This is a genomic window from Vibrio sp. QJM3NY_35 (genome assembly GCF_057785915.1).
In genome coordinates this window covers 778,076-795,511 of sequence record NZ_CM173507.1, presented here as the reverse complement: position 1 = coordinate 795,511, position 17,436 = coordinate 778,076, and the positions used below count along the sequence as shown (strand labels likewise).

The 17,436-nt window shown below is 45.9% G+C and carries 11 protein-coding genes and 1 riboswitch; of the genes, 6 read left to right on the top strand and 5 right to left on the bottom strand.

Going from position 1 to position 17,436, the window contains the following annotated elements:
• Positions 1–161 precede the first annotated feature (161 nt).
• Both recC and AC3CH3_RS03535 read right to left on the bottom strand, forming a co-directional pair.
• Entirely contained in the window at positions 162–3,638 is a 3,477-nt protein-coding gene (gene recC / locus AC3CH3_RS03540) for an exodeoxyribonuclease V subunit gamma (protein WP_488537751.1), read from the bottom strand.
• Between the two features lie 127 nt (positions 3,639–3,765).
• On the bottom strand, positions 3,766–4,761 hold the full coding sequence (locus AC3CH3_RS03535) for a TDT family transporter (protein ID WP_488537750.1): 996 nt from the start codon (positions 4,759–4,761) through the stop codon (positions 3,766–3,768).
• Between the two features lie 160 nt (positions 4,762–4,921).
• Between AC3CH3_RS03535 and AC3CH3_RS03530 the strand changes: the two genes are divergently transcribed.
• From AC3CH3_RS03530 to AC3CH3_RS03510, 5 genes are all read left to right on the top strand, one after another.
• A complete protein-coding gene (locus AC3CH3_RS03530) occupies positions 4,922–5,818 on the top strand; it encodes a LysR family transcriptional regulator (protein ID WP_488537749.1) in 897 nt (298 codons plus the stop codon).
• Positions 5,819–5,906: 88 nt separating this feature from the next.
• Entirely contained in the window at positions 5,907–6,200 is a 294-nt protein-coding gene (locus AC3CH3_RS03525) for a YebG family protein (RefSeq protein WP_008223840.1), read from the top strand.
• Positions 6,201–6,354: 154 nt separating this feature from the next.
• A riboswitch (Fluoride riboswitch) is annotated at positions 6,355–6,438 on the top strand.
• 193 nt (positions 6,439–6,631) lie between these two features.
• On the top strand, positions 6,632–7,324 hold the full coding sequence (locus tag AC3CH3_RS03520) for an iron-sulfur cluster assembly scaffold protein (RefSeq protein ID WP_017068533.1): 693 nt from the start codon (positions 6,632–6,634) through the stop codon (positions 7,322–7,324).
• Positions 7,325–7,348: 24 nt separating this feature from the next.
• Positions 7,349–8,338, top strand: a complete 990-nt coding sequence (locus tag AC3CH3_RS03515; protein ID WP_488537748.1) for a GGGtGRT protein — start codon at positions 7,349–7,351, stop codon at positions 8,336–8,338.
• 229 nt (positions 8,339–8,567) lie between these two features.
• Positions 8,568–9,209, top strand: a complete 642-nt coding sequence (locus tag AC3CH3_RS03510; RefSeq protein WP_488537747.1) for a MarC family protein — start codon at positions 8,568–8,570, stop codon at positions 9,207–9,209.
• Between the two features lie 82 nt (positions 9,210–9,291).
• Here AC3CH3_RS03510 and ushA read toward each other — a convergent pair whose 3' ends face one another.
• Complete coding sequence (ushA, locus tag AC3CH3_RS03505; RefSeq protein ID WP_488537746.1) at positions 9,292–10,992, bottom strand: bifunctional UDP-sugar hydrolase/5'-nucleotidase UshA; 1,701 nt, start codon at positions 10,990–10,992, stop codon at positions 9,292–9,294.
• A 505-nt stretch (positions 10,993–11,497) separates the two neighbouring features.
• Between ushA and dapD the strand changes: the two genes are divergently transcribed.
• Complete coding sequence (dapD, locus tag AC3CH3_RS03500) at positions 11,498–12,529, top strand: 2,3,4,5-tetrahydropyridine-2,6-dicarboxylate N-succinyltransferase (RefSeq protein ID WP_488537745.1); 1,032 nt, start codon at positions 11,498–11,500, stop codon at positions 12,527–12,529.
• Positions 12,530–12,633: 104 nt separating this feature from the next.
• Here the strand turns inward: dapD and AC3CH3_RS03495 are convergent, their stop codons facing one another.
• On the bottom strand, positions 12,634–13,167 hold the full coding sequence (locus AC3CH3_RS03495) for a DUF3332 domain-containing protein (RefSeq protein ID WP_488537744.1): 534 nt from the start codon (positions 13,165–13,167) through the stop codon (positions 12,634–12,636).
• Positions 13,168–13,430: 263 nt separating this feature from the next.
• A complete protein-coding gene (gene purL / locus AC3CH3_RS03490) occupies positions 13,431–17,327 on the bottom strand; it encodes a phosphoribosylformylglycinamidine synthase (protein WP_488537743.1) in 3,897 nt (1,298 codons plus the stop codon).
• Positions 17,328–17,436: the final 109 nt, after the last annotated feature.

Genomic DNA, 17,436 nt, shown 5'->3' with positions numbered 1-17,436 from the left:
CGAACGCCCTACACTAATAATGATTTACTGGCGGCCACTTTATTTCCTGTACCTTGCTTCCCTTCACCTGGAAAGTAAGCACCCCAAATGCTTACCAGCGACTCTCTTTCGTTTTTCATTAATTCAGCGCACACGCTACTGAGCTTGTCGATCACAGCCACTTACTCCTGATCTTCCAGATCGGCAGCAGCCAACCTTGCCGCCTGTAACACAAGCGTTGAATACATACGCGACTCAGCCGCCAGCTCCTCGTCCCACTTAGGCCAAATACGCGAGATGTAGGTATCTCGACCCTCGCCCGTGAAAGCGAAGCTATCATTAAAAGTATCGGCCATTTTCTTGAGCGACTTCTCTTCATCATCGACCCATTTACCACGGCTAAAGCCCGCTTCAACGCCGGCCAAGGCGGTTTTCGGGAAATACGGCAGTGGTGCAGTCATACCTTGATAGAACAGTCGCACTAACTCAGCTAATAAACTCTTCGCCTGCTGCGCATCGCCGATAGGTTGTAGCGTTTGGTGAACCACGCCTTCTTTTCTGTCATAGCCAATAATATGAGTCGTTTTGCCGTGCCCCATCACCGCACAACACAAGTGATCGACCCACGCAGCCAAGTAATCTTGCGAGCGAATTTTGCCACTACGGAAACGCACTAAACCCGATTGATAGTTTTGAGTCAGCCAACCCATCAAACGAACCGGTTTGCCCTCATCTAGTACGTCAAATTCAATATTTACCTCCAGATCTTGTTGTGGCTGCCCACTTACAAATCTAATCTCTTTGGCTAAGTCTTCCGCTTGAACACGGTTGGTTTCAAATTCGATATCACCAAAGGCGCCAACCGGTAATCTGCCCTGTGCTTTTTGCTCAGAGACAAACAATCGAACGGCTTCGTCTGCGCCTTCAGGGTGGTCCAGTAACACTTGCAGCAAAGCATCCTTAAGTTGGAAACTCTCTAAACCATTAAGTACAAATGGCTCATCGTCTTCCATCACAGGAAGTGGCGGCTCAAACACCACTTTTAGACGGCGATTAAAGAAGTACTGCACTGGCAAACGCCAGAAACGCTGTAACTCAACCAAATCGAGTTCTAACGGGTACGTCGCACCCAACAAATAGTCATCCAATGCGCGATTAAATTCACCACTGCGTTCACCGGAACGGTTAGCAGCTGGAAGCCACTCTTTGGCGTAACTCAGCACATGGCTTACATCACCTTGAGTAAACGCAGCGGGGCTGAACGGTGTCATAGTGTGTTCAAAGCTGATCGCTTGAGTCAGGTTGATGCCTGAATCATCACTTGGTAACGCTTGGTCTTCACTTAGGCAGTAATTCTGTTGGCAGTACTCTATCAACTCAGAAACCAATACCGACGGCACTCGCTCAGTATTATCTTGAATCGAGCGGCCGACATAACTGATGTATAAACACTCTTGCGCCGACAACATTGCTTCTAAGAATAGGTAGCGGTCATCATCACGACGAGAACGATCACCCGGTCGTGTGCGCCCGTTCATTAGGTCAAAACCTTCTGGCGGCATTGATCGAGGGTAAACACCATCATTCATGCCTAATAGACAAACGGTTTTGAACGGGATGGAACGCATCGGCATCAGGGTACAGAAGTTAACTTGCCCCGCTAAGAAACGCTGGCTTATACGCGCGCCCGACAGTTTATTATTCAAATATTGGTAGATGATGCTTGGCGATAACTCTTGTTCGTACAGGGCATCATCAAGCTGTTCATTCAGTTGAGAAAGTGCATCGCGAATCGACTTAAGCACCACCTCGCCCTCTAGCTCAACGGCGAAGAAATCATCAATCATTTGCAGCAAGGTTTCACGCCACATGTCGATAGATTGGGTTTCAGTTAAGCGTTGACGGTAATGAGCAATACGGTCAATAAAGTGCGCTAATTTACCCGCTAGTTCGGCGTTAATACCTTGAACTTCGTTATAAGCAGCAATTGGAGAGTGTTCAGTTTCAAACAAACCTGCGGAATCCGACATCGCATAACCCAGTAACATACGCTGGATACCAAATAGCCAAGTATTTTGCTCGGTGGCAGGCAAATCAAACTCTGTTGCCGTAGAAGAATCGACGCCCCAGCGGATACCCGCTTCTTCAACCCACTGCTTAGCTTGCTCAAATTGAAATTCATCAATACCAAAGCGTGCCATCATCGCAGGAATTTCTAATAGCTCTAACAACTCAGAAGCTAAACAACGCGTATTCGGCAACGCGACCAGCTGCATGAACGCGGTCAAAATTGGGCTCTCTTGGTCTGCCGTTCTATCAGAGATCGAGTAAGGGATATAACGCTCACCCGGAGCATTACCAAATACCGCCTGAATCGCTGGGCTATAGGCATTGATGTCAGACACCATCACGATGATATCGCGTGGCTTTAATGTTGGGTCAGCGTCAAACATTGCTAACAACTGATCATGAAAAACTTCAACCTCGCGCATTGGACTGTGACAAGCGTGTACCGTCAACGAACGATCGCCCAGCTCAACCACTTGTTTATGGTTGCTGGAGTCTAAGATGTGATCGTCTTGGTGCTCTTCTAACTCAAGAATATCGGCTTGCAGTTGATGCAGCAGACTGTCTCTCTCGACATCAATAAAGAACTCATGCTCTTCGCAGTCTGATTGAGATAGCAAGAACAGGTTATCTCTGCCCAGTTTACCCATAGACGCAAGTAAGCTATTACCGATCGCTTGGCTGGTATGCAGTTCATCTTCAATATTGGCTTCAATGCCATCTTTTAATGGTGAGACTTCGCCTTCTAGCTGAGGTAAACCATCAACCAGAGCAAACTGCTTACGACGCTGCGCTTCCACTCTCGCCAAGTATTTACGGTCACGAATATCGCCCCAGTAATGTTGGCAAGGATTGGTAAACATCAGGTGGACATCAATCTGCTCGCCAAGCGCTTTCAAGGCATCCATGTAGCGAGGAGGCAGTGACGAAATACCAAACACAAACAGACGTTTCGGCAGGTGTTGTAATTGGCCTTGTTGATTAGCTAACGCTTCAATGAAATCGTGATACAAGTTACCACGGTGATATTTCGATTGGCCTTGAGAGAGCGTTTGCTCGTAGAGTGCCTTCCACAAAATCGGCTGCCAAGGGTGCTCTTGTTGCCCTTCACTATCAATCAATTCTGCAACGGGTTCTCCCGCTTCCCACATCGCCATCCACTCAGGGCGATATACCAAGTAACCATCGAAGATATCGGCAATTTTCTCGGCTAATTGATACAACTTAGAGCCGTCTTCGTCGTTTTCAAGATAGCGCTGTAGGGGTAAGAAATCAGGGTGGTCAAGTTTCGCGGGTAGCAAACTCATCAGCTTCCACGTCATCGCTTCTTTGTTAAAAGCACTGCGTTTCGGTACGTCAGGAAGCACTTGGGTAAACATATCCCAAATGAAGGTTGCTGGAAGAGGAAAATCGATATTTGCTGCTACACCAAACTCTTTGGCGAGTTCTATCTTAAGCCATTGAGACATACCCGGGCTCTGAACCAAGATCTGCTCTTTTTCGAAAGGATTGGCTAAAGGGTCACTTTTGATTAAGTGAACGAGAAGAATTTTTAAAGTATCAACTTTATTGGAATGATAAACAGTAAACAAAGTGCACTCACGCTAATCTTGCAACAATATACTGCCAGATTAGCATAAGTGCTGAGTTTGGATGAGGAATATAAGCTTATGAAATACCGAAAGCTTAAGGTCCGTTTATCTTTTGAACTATTGCCCTTTACAATCTGCCCGCTACCGCACTTAAAACACGGTGAGGTTTGTAGTTCATGTAGTAACGAACAGCGACATAACCTACCACCAACGTCGCAACAATCAGCTCTAAATAAGCTAGGCCAAACACTTGGTTGATATAATGTGCTTCAATACCTTGTGCTTGCATCCACGCAGCCAATTTAAACAAGGCTGTTGCACCAATCACAATTGGGAAGGTAAACGCTGCATAGCCAGGGCTGAATGGCAGACGAAGTAGTTTGAAAAACGCCATGTAGATAATGAACGTCATCAACACTGCAATACCAAATAACAAACCAATGATCACTGGTGAAGGGCTTGCTGTCACTGTTAGGTATCCCGCCAAAGATAGGCTTGCTGGTGCAGCCATAATCGCAATGGTTGGTTTTGCAGCATCTGGCACTTCGTGAGAGAAGATCAAACGGTAAACCATCAGTGGTAGCATCACAGCGTAAACCAATAAGCCGAATACCAAAGTCGCGTTCGCTACAGGCTCTAAAACTGGATTACCCGAGAAAGATACATCTGCCACAATGATACCGATTGGCGGTACGAACCAGCTTGGCACCATATGGTGAATCTCAAAGTTTTTAGCTCTGTGGTACAAAAAGCTCACTAAGAACACAACGTGTAGAGCAACCGCTGCAAGCCACATCGCTTCTTGTAAAAATTGAGAAATCGGCGCTAAAGATGCTGACACCACCATGCTGCCCATCGCAAATGTTGGTACTACACTGCCGACAACAGGGTGAGCAAGATCTTCACGCAATAAATGGCCATGAATCAAAAATTTCACAGCTAAAACAAGAAGTAATACCGCCGCGATACCCGCACTGGTCCACTGCACTAAACCAGGAGTGTGTAAAATACCTTGTGCGACTAAAACGCCATCCCAGCACCAGCCTAAACTTGCGATTGCTAGTGCTAACCCTGCCATGGGTGTTGGAGCTCCTGTTAATCTATATTTAATACGTTGAATCATGTGAGCCTCTCTTGAACTTAATTCACAAAACTTGTGAACTCATCAGCTTGTTGAAGCCATAATACGCTTGCACTTCGTTAAGTTATATCCAATTATATATAACAAGCGTTCACCAATACTGAACAACCAATTCCACCAGCAGCGTAAAAGTAGGAACCTGATGGCTAATATCTCAATCAAACAGCTCAAAGTGTTTGTCACCATTACCCAGCATTCGACACTTACCGCCGCATCGGAAGCTCTGTTTCTCTCTAAAGCCGCGGTTAGCATGGCACTCGGTGAAATGGAAAAACAGCTAGGGCACTCTCTATTTGACCGGGTCAACAACCGATTAATTCTCAATCAAGAAGGACATAAACTGCTTCCTTTAGCTGATGAGATTCTTCACCGGGCAGCAGGCATCGATGTTCTGTTCCGTGACGACCAGCCCTTAAGTGGCAATCTCAAGGTTGGCGCGAGTGACACGATCGGTAATCAGGTTGCACCTTTTATTTTGTCTGGCTTTCGAGCAAAAACTCAGCACCAAGACCAAAGCTTGTTCATCTCAAACAGTGCCCTGATCTGTCAAAAGTTGGTGGATTATGAACTGGATATCGCGTTAATTGAAGGAAAAACACTCCATCCGGAGTTGATCTCTAGCCAGTTTAGTAGCGATGAAATGTGTATTATCGTTAGTAATCAACATCCTTTAGTGGCAAAAGACAAAATCGCGTTGCGAGATTTAGAAGACAGCCATTGGATATTGCGCGAATCCGGTTCAGGAACGCGTGAGTTTTTCCTACGAGCCGTCGCACCGCGCATCGAACACTGGTATGAATCTTTCGAGCTCAACACGACCGAGGCGATCATCAACTCTGTTTCTGCCAATCTTGGATTCGCGTGTTTATCACGACTGGCCGCACAGCGAGCGATCGATTCAGGCCGAGTAAAAGCGCTTAATGTGCCACTAGATATGAAACGTCGGTTCTGGATGCTGGTCCACAAAGACAAGTACCAAAGCCCGTTGCTGAAATCTTTCATGAGTTATTGTGAAGACTGGGCGACATATCAAGATTGAGGCCGCATAGTTCGGGCTCCAACTGGACTTTTAACATCAGAAACTGTATAAAAAGCCAGTAAAATTTATCAAACTTAGAGGATTAACCATGGCTGTTATCGTCAAGTACGTGGTGGAACGCAACGGAGAAGAGAAAATGACTTTTACCTCTAAAGCCGAAGCTGACGCATACGACAAAATGCTGGATATGGCTGATGAGCTTTTTGAACTGTTAGGCAAAAGCGATTTAGTTGAAGATGAAGGCAAGCAAGAAGAACTTGCAATGTACCTAGCGAAGAACAAAGAAGAAGTTCTTTACGCATTAGGTGCGAAGCGTAAGCCAGCTCCGAAAAAAGCGAAGAAGCTTGAAGCTGTTGAAGACGCTGAAGAAGATGCAGCTTAATTAGCTGAAGCTTTCTAAAAAACGCCAATGACACCTCTAATCAGAGTCAGTTATTGGCGTTTTTTTATACTTATCGAAATATAATGATGCTTGTTTATAGTCGAAATCGCTCTAAACATTCGCTTGCACAAAAGTGTGATAAAGATCTAATCTATAGCCGTCAGGTGATGGGGTTCCACCTAAGCTTTTGCTTCAACCGCCCGTTCTTTTGAACCGTGCTAATGACTCCTACAGAATCGAAAACAGGTAATACTGTTGGATGTATCGCTACTCCTCCATTTTGAAATGGGCTGTGTCTATTAAGACCAAATCCCATGACTCCTTTGGATTATCGATACTCAAGATCTGTAGTGAATTAGCCGCACCTCTTCCAACACGTCCTGTTTTTTCAACGCCCTAGGTCATTACGACTTTATTAGTGAGAAAACATTATGCATTACTCTTCAGAAATTCAATCCATGTGCCCTATTCAAAGAGGTGATCTTCACAACTCGGCTCCAATTCCAGTTGAAGGCGCAATGGTTAGCCCAAAAGATGTCATCGCTATTTCTGGCTTAAGCCATGGCGTAGGCACTTGTGCACCACAACAAGGTGCAGCCAAACTGACTCTTAACGTAAAAAACGGCATCATCGAAGAAGCACTCATCGAAACGATTGGTTGTTCAGGCATGACGCAATCAGCTGCGATGGCCGCTGAAATTCTGACAGGAAAAACCATTCTAGAAGCACTCAATACTGACTTGGTATGTGACGCGATTAACGTCGCGATGCGCGAGATCTTCCTGCAGTTTGTTTACGGTCGAACCCAGTCTGCTTTCTCTGAAGGTGGCCTAGAGATCGGCGCAGCATTAGAAGACTTAGGTCAAACACAGCGCAGCCAAGTCGGCACCAGTTATTCAACCTCAGCGAAAGGCGTTCGTTACCTAGAGCTTGCAGAAGGTTACGTAACCAAGCTAGCACTTGATGATCACAGCGAAGTGATTGGCTACGAATATCTCAACCTCGGCAAAATGATGAAGGCGATTAATCAAGGCGTGCCAGCCAATGAAGCGGCCGACCTTGCGACAGGGACTTATGGTCGCTTCGACGAAGCCGTGACCACCATTAACCCACGCCAACAATAATTTTTGCCAATTAAGAGGAAAGATATGATGAACACTCAATTTAATGAATCAGTAACTCGCGCATTGGCAGAAATGAACTTCGACTCTTTGGCGCAAGCAGAGCAATACTGTAAAGCACACAATATAGACCCAAAAACGTTGGTGATGGACACTCAACCAATTGCTTTTGAAAGCGCTGCCGATGCTTATATCCTTGGCTCAGCACTGGCGCTATTTCGCAAAGCCACCAGCGTAGAACAAGCAGCAAATATCATTGGTGAAGGCCTTCAAGCATTCACCAAACCTGGCAGTGTTGCTGAGCAACGCCAAGTTGGTATTGGGCATGGCGCGCTAGCTGCGCGTCTTCTAAATAAAGAAAGTCACTGTTTTGCTTTCCTTGCGGGCCATGAATCTTTTGCTGCTGCAGAAGGGGCGATTAAAATTGCACTCAACGTCAACAAATCACGTCAAAACCCATTGAAAGTGATCTTAAATGGTCTAGGTAAAGATGCGGCTTACTTAATCTCTCGCATCAATGGTTTTACCTATGTTCGCACTCAATACGATTACCAAACAGGCGAGCTTGTTGAAACAGAACGTCGCCGCTTCTCACAAGGCCCTCGCGGAGAGATCTTGTGTTACGGCGCTGATGATGTACGAGAAGGCGTGGCAATTATGCACAGAGAAGAAGTGGATGTAAGTATTACGGGTAACTCAACTAACCCAACTCGCTTCCAACACCCTGTTGCAGGTATCTACAAAGCAGAACGTACTCGCCAAGGTTTACCTTACTTCTCAGTTGCTTCAGGCGGCGGTACCGGCCGTACATTGCACTCAGATAACGTAGCAGCAGGCCCAGCGTCTTACGGCATGACAGATACCATGGGCAGAATGCACGCTGATGCTCAGTTCGCCGGTAGCTCTTCTGTTCCGGCTCACGTGGCAATGATGGGCTTCATCGGTATGGGTAACAACCCAATGGTCGGTGCGACAGTTGCATTAGCTGTGGCAGTAAGCGAATCTCAAAACGCATAACGGCAACATCAAGCACCACGATCTATTCATAGAATAGAATCCGTTAACTGAGAAACAAGCAGTAACAGACGACCAAAACTCTACACCTATCACTAAAACCAAACAGCCAGCCTTATGCTGGCTGTTTTTTATTCACACTTCATCTACTATCTATTTCTAATAATTATTTGTATCTAAGATTAAAGACATTCAGCTGTCGCATTTAACTGCATATTTTCAAAGGATTAATATGAAAGAGCTCATCATTCATACCATTACCGTGTTCATGGGCTTTTTTGCCATAATGAACCCTATCGCCAACACTCCGATCTTTCTTGGATTAACCGGTGACAATGACAGAGAAACGGTCAAATCCATCGCCTTCCGTTCAGTGTTTATCGCATTCATCATCGTCAGTACTTTTGCGCTCTCTGGCAAACTGATCTTTGATCTCTTTGGTATCACACTGTATGCACTGCGCATCACAGGCGGTATTCTGGTCTTTTTGATTGGCTTTCACATGCTGCAAGGTGACTCAACGCACTCTAAAGCAAAAGAGAAGGTCAACTCAGAAGCCCAACAAAATGCAGCGCTCAGTATCGCAGTTTCGCCATTGGCAATGCCAATATTGGCTGGCCCGGGTACCATTGCCACCGCGATGAACTTTGCCAGCACCGAAGGCATCTACGAAACCATCATCACCATCGTCGCCTTTGGCCTACTATGCGCCTTAACCTACGTATTGTTTGTATTCGGCGAGCGCTTCGTTAAAGCCGTTGGACCAAGTGCATTGAATGTAATTACCCGAATGATGGGTTTGATACTCGCCGTTATCGGTATGCAGATGCTGATTGAAGGGATTGAGCAGGCTTATAAAGCACTGTTTATCTAGTTAACACCTCGAAATTCCAATACAAAAATAGCCAGCAACTTGCTGGCTATTTTCTTTATCGTTTTTGTTTACGGATTATAAATTAGTTCGCAGGGCAGCCTTTTACGTCTACTCCATTACTCCTATAGATTAGCTTGCCAGCAGCAGGAGCGTAATCAGCAGCAGTGACATCCGGGTTCTTAACAAAGAAATCACGAAGAACTGAGGCATCCGTTAACTGCGTAGATTCAACATCAATCACTGGGTAGTCATCACCACCAGCCGCACTGAAACTGATCACGGAGAACGTGTAAGTATCTGCTAAATCAAAACCTTTGCCATTGATGTCTCGAATAGTCACATCACTCAAATCACAGTCGACAGTTAAGCTAATATTATCCAGTTGTGCGTAAGCGCCAGACCCTGCAGTCTTAGTCGCAACAACGTCTAAATACGCTTTTACTTCAGCACCCGTCATTGTTGCTTTGGTTACAAAGTTGCCAAAAGGTTGGACTGTAAGTACATCACGATAAGCGATGTCACCTACCGCAATTGAGTCACGAACACCACCGGAATTCATCACACCGAAGTCAGCGTCCACTAAATCGTAAGTACGGTAAGCGTGACCTAATAAATGACCAAGGTTGGTTTGCTCTGCGCGTACAACATCACGGTCACCTTCAAGCTTCGCATCGGTTTTCGATATGATGACATCCAACAACTCTTGACCTTGTTGCTGATAGGCGGAAAGAGTAGCAATTACTGTTGAATTAGGTTCAATTTCAGATTGGATAAATTGGTAATCACCATTTTCATCTTTTTCTTTTAAGTTCACAGGTATCAGGTCGTACTTCGCTAAATGCAGCTTTCCGTCATAAAACTCAAAATCAGCTCTACCGACATACTTGCCCCACTCATGAGCTTGCATGATATAAGTACCATTTTGTTGATCCGGCTTGCAATCATCTCCTGGGTTGAAATCAGCATATTCGTTGCCTTCCATACAAACCGGGTTTTGGGAGTGCCCGCCAATAATGGCATCCAATTGCCCTTCCTCCAGTGAACGAGCAAGTAACACATCACCAGGAGCTTCACTACCATGTTGACCATCGGCGTAGTGCCCCATATGCGTGGTAGCAAAAATCAGGTCAACCGTTTCATTGGCCTCGATTTCTTTTATGGCTTTTTTAATTTCAACTTGTGGGTCGGCAAAGTGAATTGTCGCGACGTTGTCAGGATTAACTAATTTCGCCGTATCTTTGGTTGTCAGGCCAATAACCGCAACCTTTAACCCATTAATAGTGAATACTTTGTATGGAGAGAAAAGGCGTTCATCAGTAACTGTGTCTCCATCTTTGATATAAATATTCGCCGCTAGCATTGGGAAATCAGCCAGTTCAGCCTGCATCTCTAGCACATCTAAGCTATTGTCGAACTCATGATTACCTAATGCCATTGCGTCGTAACCAAGAAGGTTCATACCAACAAAATCTGGTACCGCGTCCTGCATATCAGACTCAGGCACACCGGTATTAATATCACCACCAGACAATAGAATGGTTTCACCACCGTTTTGAGTGACTTCTGCACGAATGCTATCGATCAAAGTCTTACGAGCCGCCATTCCGTACTCACCCTTACTATTCTCCCAAAAACGACCGTGGTTATCATTGGTATGCAAAATGGTAAACTTGGTACAAGATTCCGCGGTATCACATGTCACTGTGATATCGTCACTATCCGAGCCACAGCCAGCCATCGCTACGCCGATAGAGAGCACCAGTAAAGACTTAGTAAAATTCATAGAAGATCCTTTATTAATCGTTTTAATGTCGTTATGGCAGGCAATATACTGACATCTTGCAGGGTTTTAGTGATCGTTCTCTTAATTACATGTCTGGAAAGTTGAGTATTTATCCTAACTGTAGGCACAAGCGATTAATCAACAGAAGTCGAATAATTCTGATAATAAACATGGATTTATAAAGAAAGTGTGACTCACTCTATTGATACGGCTAACAAGAGGATGGACTAAAGATAAGTGTCAGGCATGGAAATGAAATGGCACCGCGCTACTTAAGTAAGAACGCCCATATTTAAGAGCGAGGTATAATATCCGGATAATGAAAACTATCTCTCAAAAGACAAGCAATATCATTTTACAGACTTTATCCCGATACGCCCTTTCATAACGAGGGCGCTCTCTTTATGATGAACGCAATTAAATTAACTTTGCTAACGGCAGCGCTAGTTATTCGAGCCGCTGTTATGGAATAGCAAAATCAAGACTCAACACATGGAGATTCAACATGGCTTACTTTTCACTAGCCTTCGGTACGGCAACCAAAAATCGCGACAATAAAATCATTGAAGCGTTCTTCCCTAACCCACTTCTAAACCCAAGCGACGCTCTTGTAGCGGCTGTGGCAGAAGTATCAGGTTACTCTGAAGGCAACCAAGCTATCGAAATCTCTGCTGCACAAAGCGCAGAACTGGCGAAGGCATTCGCAGCAAACGATGATGCAGCTAACGCATCTTTCGCAGAAAAAGCGGCAGCATCTGAGCAACCACTTGTTCTTGTTGTTCTTGCGACTGACGAGAAGCCAGCATCGGTTGCTGAAGGCTTCCTTAAGCTACAACTTATCTCTAACCGCCTAGTTCAACCGCACGGTACAGTACTAGACGGTATCTTCGGTCTACTACACAACATCGCATGGACTAACGAAGGTCCAATCGATCTTCCTGAGCTGGCTGAGCGTCAAATCGAAGCTCGCCTAGCTGGTCGCGCTCTATCTGTAGATTGCGTAGACAAGTTCCCTAAAATGGTGGATTACGTAGTACCAACAGGTATTCGTATTGCTGATACTTCTCGTGTTCGTCTTGGCGCACATGTGGGTGAAGGCACAACAGTAATGCACGAAGGTTTCATCAACTTCAATGCTGGTACAACTGGCGTGAGCATGGTTGAAGGTCGTATCTCTGCGGGTGTTGTTGTAGGTAACGGTTCAGACATCGGCGGCGGCGCTTCTATCATGGGTACTCTGTCTGGTGGCGGTACTATGGTTATCTCTATCGGCGAAAACTGCCTACTAGGTGCAAACGCGGGTCTTGGCTTCCCAATGGGCGATCGCTGTACTGTTGAGTCTGGTCTATATGTAACGGCTGGTACGAAAGTTCTCATGCTAGATAAAGAAGGCAACGAAGTAGAAATCATTAAAGCTCGCGATCTAGCTGGCGTTTCTGATCTTCTGTTCCGTCGCAACTCGATCACTGGTCAAATTGAATGTCTAGCGAACAAGTCTGCTGTTGAACTAAACAGCGAGCTACACAGCAACAACTAATCTAAGCGCTAGATGCTAGATGCTAGATGCTAGATGCTAGAAAATACGAAGCCGCTGGAGTTGAATCCAGCGGCTTTTATTTTATTGGTATATTACTAGAAGGATTACGCTTTCTCTGCGGCTAGCTGTTCAAGCGCTTGAATAGAGGTTTCTGATACTAACGTACCATCCATGTAGTAGCTGACCTTGTCGCCATCACGAACACCAGTCAGAACGGCTTTCTGACCATCGTTGTAAGTGATGTCCATACGAATCGTGTTCTCATCAATTTGCTGCATCTCACCCCATTCGATCTGACGATTATTGAAACTAAGTGGGGCTTCTTTTAGTGAATCATCAAGGCTGTCATTCACATCAATCATGGTATCGACTTTGCTATCAAAGATGTGAGGTGCGCCTGTGAGTGGGTTTTTACCCGCCCAGAATTCGATTGAGTTAAAGACAATGTAATCGGCTGCGGTGGTGAGTGCGTAAACCGGAGCAAGCAAGAAGTTGACACCCGCACGAGCGTAGCGGTTGTCTACAACCTCAACGTTGAACTTCATTAATTTACCAGTAACGGCGTTGCTACCGACACATCCAGCTAACGACATGACAATCGCTGCCACTGCTACTGCTTTTGTGATTGTTGTTTTCATAGTTCCCTCTTATGCCACGATGATTGATTCAATTTTTTGCATAGCCAAACGATACTCTCTGCATAAATGCAGAATTTGATGGCCTAACAAATTGATTCCATAACATTTAGCGTAGTGGAGATTTTTAGAACAGCAAACTGCAACCATTAATTTCTTCGCTCTGGTTCCTAAATTTTGAGAAATAAAAAAGCGCAGACCTTTCGATCTGCGCTTTTCATTTTTGCTTAACCTAGCCTAGATTAATGCGGCCTGTAAGAGAGTGGTTAACCCACATTCTTACGTGCGTTTTGGAACATACGCATCCAAGCGCCATTCTCGCCCCAACCTTCCGGAGACCAAGAGTTTGCAACCGTACGGAATACACGCTCTGGGTGCGGCATCATGATAGTCACACGGCCGTCTGTAGTCGTTAAACCAGTGATAGCGTTTGGCGAACCATTCGGGTTGTTCGGGTATTGCTGCGTTTGGTTACCGTTGTTATCAACGTAACGTAGTGCAACCGTACCTGAGTTCTCAATCGCGTTTAGGTGGTCGTTGTCACGCACTTCTACGCGGCCCTCACCGTGAGAAACTGCGATTGGCATACGAGAACCTTCCATGCCGTTGAAGAATACAGAATCTGACTTCTGAACTTCAACGAGGCTGAAACGTGCTTCAAAACGCTCAGACTCATTGCGAACGAAACGTGGCCAGTATTCAGCTCCAGGGATAAGTTCACGCAGGTTAGACAACATCTGACAACCGTTACATACACCTAAAGAGAAAGTATCTTCACGTTTGAAGAAGTTTTCAAATTGGTCACGAGTAGAATCGTTAAACAGAACTGATTTAGCCCAACCTTCACCAGCGCCCAGTACATCACCGTAAGAGAAACCACCACAAGCCACAAGGCCGTTGTACTCTTCGAGTACCGCTTGACCCGTTAGGATGTCGCTCATGTGAATATCAGTCGCTTCGAAGCCTGCACGGTCGAATGCTGCTGCCATTTCAACGTGAGAGTTAACACCCTGCTCACGTAGAATTGCCATCTTAGGCTTAGCGCCCGTGTTGATGTAAGGAGCAGCAATATCTTCGTTTACGTCAAAGCTTAGTTTCACGTTCAGACCTGGGTCTGAGTTGTCTTTCTTCGCTTCATGTTCTTGGTCAGCACAAACTGGGTTATCACGTAGACCTTGCATCTTATGCGTCGTCTCAGCCCAGATAGTACGCAGTTCAGTACGGTTACGTTGAATCACAACGTCTGCACCAGACTTAATCACCAACTCATCAGAATCTTGAACCGAACCAATAACATGTGAGCATGCTTCTAGGCCATTGGCTGCAAGCGTAGAAAGTACTGCGTCTAGGTCGTCGTTACGAACCTGGATTACCGCACCTAGCTCTTCGTTAAATAGTGCTGCTAGTGTGTCTTCACCTAACGCTTCGATATTAGCTTGAACACCACAGTGACCTGCGAACGCCATTTCAGCTAGAGTAACGAATAGACCGCCGTCGCCTTTATCGTGGTAAGCCACAACTTGGTCTTTAGCAACCAGAGCCTGAACGCCTTCGTAGAAACCTTTTAGCTGTGCTGCATTGTCTACGTCTGCTGGCTTATCACCAAGCTGCTTGTAAACTTGCGCTAGTGCTGTTGCGCCCATGCGGTTTTGGCCGTTACCAAGGTCGATAAGTACCAGTGACGTGTTGCCTTTGTCTGTACGAAGTTGTGGCGTAATCGTCTTACGAACATCTTCAACACGTGCAAACGCAGTGATAACAAGAGATAGCGGAGATGTGACTTCTTTCTGCTCGCCGTTCTCTTCCCACTTAGTCTTCATCGACATAGAATCTTTACCCACAGGGATAGTTAGACCCAGTGCCGGACATAGTTCTTCACCCACGGCTTTAACCGCTTCGTAAAGGCCTGCATCTTCACCAGGGTGACCTGCTGGAGACATCCAGTTAGCTGACAATTTAATGTGTTTGATATCACCGATGTTCGTCGCTGCGATGTTAGTGATTGCTTCACCAACCGCTAGACGAGCCGATGCGCCGAAGTCTAGTAGTGCCACTGGCGTACGCTCACCAAGAGACATTGCCTCACCGTGGTAAGAGTCGTAACTTGCTGCAGTTACCGCACAGTTAGCAACAGGAACCTGCCATGGGCCAACCATTTGATCACGAGCCACAAGGCCAGTTACCGAGCGGTCACCGATAGTGATTAGGAATGTTTTCTCTGCCACTGTTGGTAAGCGAAGAATACGGTCAACCGCTTCGTTTAGTTCGATACAAGAACGGTCAATCGCAGGATTGTTTGCTTTTAGCGTCTTCGCGTCACGGTGCATCTTAGGTGTTTTACCTAATAGGATGTCCATAGGCATGTCGATTGGCGTGTTGTCGAAGTGTGAATCTTCTAGTTTCAGATCACGCTCTTCTGTTGCTTTACCCACCACTGCATATGGTGCGCGTTCACGTTTACAAATCGCGTCGAACGTTGCCATGTCTTTATCAGCAACCGCCATAACGTAACGCTCTTGAGATTCGTTACACCAGATCTCAAGTGGGCTCATGCCCGGCTCATCGTTTGGTACGTCACGTAGATTAAAGATACCGCCACGCTCGCCGTCGTCGACTAGCTCAGGAAGAGCATTCGAGATACCGCCCGCGCCCACATCGTGGATGAATGCGATTGGGTTCGCATCACCAAGCTGCCAACAACGGTCGATAACTTCCTGACAACGACGTTCCATCTCTGGGTTTTCACGTTGTACAGAAGCGAAATCTAGGTCTTCAGAAGATGAACCCGAATCCATTGAAGATGCAGCACCTCCACCAAGGCCGATGTTCATTGCTGGACCACCAAGAACGATTAGGCTTGCGCCTACTGGGATCTCTTTCTTCTGAACATGATCATCACGGATGTTACCTAGGCCGCCAGCAAGCATGATTGGTTTATGGTACCCACGCACTTCTTCGCCTGCGTGAGAGTTTACTTTCTCTTCGTATGTACGGAAGTAACCTAATAGGTTTGGACGACCAAATTCGTTGTTGAATGCTGCGCCACCAAGAGGACCTTCAAGCATGATATCCAAAGCAGTAACGATACGGCTCGGCTTACCAAAGTCAGTTTCCCAAGGTTGAACGAAGTTCGGGATCTTAAGGTTAGATACAGAGAAAGCAACAAGGCCAGCTTTTGGCTTACCACCAATACCGGTTGCGCCTTCATCACGGATTTCGCCGCCTGAACCTGTTGATGCGCCCGGCCATGGAGAGATTGCCGTTGGATGGTTATGCGTTTCAACTTTCATCAAGATGTGTGTTTTTTCTTGGTGGTAGTTGTATTGGCGAGTTTCTGGATCTGGGAAGAAACGACCCACTTCAGAACCGGTCATTACCGCTGCGTTATCTTTATAAGCAGACAGAACGTGTTCTGGTGTCGTTTCAAAGGTGTTCTTAATCATCTTGAACAATGATTTTTCTTGCTTAACGCCATCGATAGTCCAATCAGCGTTAAAGATCTTGTGACGACAGTGCTCTGAGTTCGCTTGTGCAAACATCATTAGCTCGATGTCAGCCGGGTTACGACCTAGCTTCTCAGTAAAGCTTTCAAGAAGGTAATCAATCTCATCTTCTGCAAGTGCTAGACCTAGGGTAACGTTTGCTTCTTCAAGCGCTTTACGTCCACCAGTTAATAGGTCAACTTCCGCATAAGGAGCAGGCTCAGCAACTCTAAATAGTGCCACCGCTGATTCGAAGTCAGTGAAAACCACTTCCATCATACGGTCGTGTAGGATTGCTTTCAGCTCAACAAGTTGAAGCTCAGAAAGTTCAGTAGAGGTTTCAATGTAGAAAGCAGTACCGCGCTCTAGACGTGACACTTTAGCCAGTCCGCAGTTGTGTGCGATATCTGTTGATTTTGAAGACCAAGGCGAGATAGTGCCCGGGCGTGGCGTTGCAAGCAGCAGTAAACCTTCAGGTTCATGCTCTTCAATCGTTGGACCGTAAGTCAGTAGCTTCTCTAGCTTCTCAACTTCAGACTCATCTAGGTCTGCCGTTAGATCAGCAAAGTGGGCAAACTCAGCGTAAATACCTGTTACAGGTAAGCTTAATTCACGACAAAGCTCTAAAAGCTTGTTAACACGAAACTCAGATAGAGCTGGGGAGCCACGCAAAATTCTCATGTGCTTACGTCTCTTATGCAGTTGATTAAGGTAGTATTGGAATAAATTCAGTGGGTTATAGGGACAACCTAACTGTTTTCTTCGAAGCTATTCCCGAAGGTTGCCAAAC

What these genes read in the sequence shown, in the direction of transcription:
- dapD (WP_488537745.1), top strand. Translation starts at nt 11,498, where the DNA reads ATGGCTTACTTTTCACTAGCCTTCGGTACGGCAACCAAAAATCGCGAC.
- AC3CH3_RS03515 (WP_488537748.1), top strand. Translation starts at nt 7,349, where the DNA reads ATGATGAACACTCAATTTAATGAATCAGTAACTCGCGCATTGGCAGAA.
- purL (WP_488537743.1), bottom strand. Translation starts at nt 17,327, where the DNA reads ATGAGAATTTTGCGTGGCTCCCCAGCTCTATCTGAGTTTCGTGTTAAC.
- AC3CH3_RS03495 (WP_488537744.1), bottom strand. Translation starts at nt 13,167, where the DNA reads ATGAAAACAACAATCACAAAAGCAGTAGCAGTGGCAGCGATTGTCATG.
- AC3CH3_RS03520 (WP_017068533.1), top strand. Translation starts at nt 6,632, where the DNA reads ATGCATTACTCTTCAGAAATTCAATCCATGTGCCCTATTCAAAGAGGT.
- AC3CH3_RS03525 (WP_008223840.1), top strand. Translation starts at nt 5,907, where the DNA reads ATGGCTGTTATCGTCAAGTACGTGGTGGAACGCAACGGAGAAGAGAAA.
- AC3CH3_RS03530 (WP_488537749.1), top strand. Translation starts at nt 4,922, where the DNA reads ATGGCTAATATCTCAATCAAACAGCTCAAAGTGTTTGTCACCATTACC.
- AC3CH3_RS03510 (WP_488537747.1), top strand. Translation starts at nt 8,568, where the DNA reads ATGAAAGAGCTCATCATTCATACCATTACCGTGTTCATGGGCTTTTTT.
- ushA (WP_488537746.1), bottom strand. Translation starts at nt 10,992, where the DNA reads ATGAATTTTACTAAGTCTTTACTGGTGCTCTCTATCGGCGTAGCGATG.
- AC3CH3_RS03535 (WP_488537750.1), bottom strand. Translation starts at nt 4,761, where the DNA reads ATGATTCAACGTATTAAATATAGATTAACAGGAGCTCCAACACCCATG.